We start from the raw sequence: 3038 nt of genomic DNA, 5'->3' as shown, positions 1-3038 counted from the left end.
GAAGAAGTAAAAGTGCCAAATGGATATGAAAAGTTTGGTGATAGTAAATTTAAGTTTGAAATAAATAAAGACAATTTAGGGAAGACAATAGAGATATCAGCAAAGAATTTGAAAAAACAAGAGCCGCCAACACCATCAGAGAAGTTAGGATCAATAGGGGATACGGTATGGATAGATAAGAATGAAAATGGTATTCAAGATAAGGATGAGTTTCTTGCAGATAAAGTTAAGGTTATTTTATACAAAGAAGATGGTAAAACTAAGATAGCTGATATGTATACTGCAAATGGAGGTAAGTATTTATTTGATAAATTACCACTTGGTAGTTATAGAGTTAAATTTGAATTACCAGAAGGATATAAATTTACTAAGATTGGTAGTATAGATAAAGATTTAGATTCTGATGCTGATGCTGATGATACAGGTATGACACAAATAATAACTCTGGATGACAAAAATAATCAAAGGTTAACTATAGATGCCGGCATAATAAAGCTTGAACAGAAAAATCCTATAAAAGAGGTAATAAAAGCAGTATTACCTAAAACAGGAGAAGCTTTTACTAGCTTTGCATTGGCAGGTGCATTGTTAGTTCTTGCTGGAGCTATAGTATTAATAGTTAGAAAATACAAGAAATAATTAAAAATACTCAAATCCATTTAGCAGTATTTATAAGACATATATGCTTTAAAAATGGATTTGAGTAGAATTTTTATTTTTTTAAATGTAAACTTTTTGTTAATTTCACTGTGTAACCGTTAACATAAGGCGAATTTTAGGCGAAATTCATCAAAAATGATAAAGTTAACAAAAAATTAACAAATATACATACTTATTTTATCATATAATTGTGTATAGTAACTCTTTTTTATGTAACAATATTAAAGGGATATAATGGCAACTGGTTTTTTATTATTACATGTAGATAGGCACTTTTATTATAGGAATGGCACCTATAATTTAAGTGCCTATCTATTTTTTGTTGCAAATATATAGAGTTTTTAATGTAAAAATTAGAATAATTATAATTTTATTATTATATAAGATAACAATTGTAAAGATATTAATACTTAAAATATGTTAATTATAATAGAGTAATACATAATTTTGGTGCAAAATAATATAAATTAATTAATGGATGATTATTGTAAAAATACTTTATTTTGTCGATTTATATTTCTTGTATATGGTAAAAATTAATGATATTATTATTTTGTTATGAAATAAATGTATTTTTATTATTTTAAAGTATAATATGTAAAAAAGTAATATATAAATAATTAAATTCCATATATGAATTGTTATTTATATTTAGAAGGGAACGATGAAATAAATCTTAATTTGGGCACTTTAGATTTATGGAGTTAGTAGTGCAACCGACCTCAGTTGACTGAGGTCGGTTTTTTTATATAAAAAAACATTTTTAAGGAGGGGATAACAGTTTTAAATTTGTAAAAAGGTAAGGTTATTTTAGTATGAATTTTAAGATTTATACTGTTAAAAGTTTGGAGGGAGAGAATGAACAAAATAAAAAAGTCTAATTTATTAATAAAAAATAAAATGAAAATGAGAAAGCAGTTAGCTATATTTATGGTGCTATTTTTTTGTATAACTAGTTTAGCACCACATTATGTTTTGGCGGATACTGATTCAAATAATTCAGTTAACTTAGGTGACATTAATCATTACAATGCTGTAGTTTTTGGAGATTTAGTAGAAAATCATTCAGAAGTAGAGGGTGCTATGGCTATTAAAGGTGACTTTAAAATAGAAGAAGAATATACAATAGGATATTCAGTTGGGAATTATCCTAATGTAGTAGGAGAATCAATTATAGATTTAAATAAACCGTTATTATTATTAGGTGGTAATATAACAAGTGAAAAAAATCCTACATTAATAACTACAAGAGATAACAAACCTGTTAATGTATTCAGTGTTGTAAGTAATGATTTTAAAGAAATTGGAGCAAATGGAAGGCGGAAGTTAAATCCATATGATGAATCAAATGTATTAGTAAAAAAAGTTGATAAAGCTTTAATAAATAGTAAATTTGATAGTATGTTAAGTGAAGTAAATCAAGTTTCTAATAAAGCTAAGTTGTTTACAAGTGAAAAACCTATAGCAACAACAGCTTTAGGAATAGGTGAAGATAAAGTTAATAAATCTGTATTAGTAAATACACAAGGAAGAGATGATATTAACCTAACTTTTAATGACAATCAGGGAACAAGAATACCTTATGTTGGGGACAAGGAGTTTCTTGTAATATACTCAAATGCTGAAAATGTTGATTTTAAGTCTGGATTATATTATCAGACTACAAAAGATGGAGCTTATGAACAAGTTAAATATTCAAGTTATACAGACCCACAGAGTAAAAAATTCCATGAATTAGCAAGGAAACTTTTATGGGTTTTCCCTAATGCTAAAACAGTAAATGTTGCTGCAGAGATGGGAGGAAGTATTTTTGCCCCAAAAGCAAATGTTGTAGCTAAGGGTGGAACTATAAATGGACAAGTGTTTGTAAATAACATAACACAATATAATGGTGCAGAAGTTCATAACTTTAAATTGGCTTGGAGTGAATGGGAACAGCTTCAACCATCTAAACCAACTCAGAGTAAGGGGGCTATAAAGCTTATTAAGAAAGCAGATGATAATAATACATTATTACAAAATGCAGTATTTCAACTTAAAGATTCAAAAGGAACAGTTATAAAAAATACAGCTTCAGTAGATGGAAATTATATAACAGATTCAAAAGGAGAAATAAATGTTCTTGATTTGCCTTTAGGGGTATATACATTTGAGGAAATAACACCTCCAAATGGATATAAAAAGAGAGCCAATTCAGTGGCAACATTTAATTTAATTACTGATAAGCAACAAGTAACCGAAATAGTTATAAATGATAAAATTACGTATGCTTCACTTGGAGATAAGGTGTGGCATGATAAAAATAGAAATGGCATACAAGATTCAGGAGAAGAAGGTATATCAAATGTATTAGTTACTTTACTAAAAGGTGATGGAAC

The 3038-nt window shown here is 27.4% G+C and carries 2 protein-coding genes and 1 riboswitch; both genes read left to right on the top strand.

Annotated elements, in window-relative coordinates:
• On the top strand, nt 1-639 hold a 639-nt coding region (locus BUB01_RS22505; protein WP_159433294.1), incomplete at its 5' end, for an SdrD B-like domain-containing protein.
• 669 nt (nt 640-1308) lie between these two features.
• A riboswitch (cyclic di-GMP riboswitch) is annotated at nt 1309-1390 on the top strand.
• Nucleotides 1391-1518: 128 nt separating this feature from the next.
• Nucleotides 1519-3038: collagen-binding domain-containing protein (locus BUB01_RS22500; protein ID WP_072993956.1), on the top strand; the 1520-nt coding region annotated here is incomplete at its 3' end.

The organism is Clostridium cavendishii DSM 21758 (assembly GCF_900141845.1).
Classification (GTDB): domain Bacteria; phylum Bacillota; class Clostridia; order Clostridiales; family Clostridiaceae; genus Clostridium_AG; species Clostridium_AG cavendishii.
This window is presented reverse-complemented; position numbering and strand designations above follow the sequence as displayed.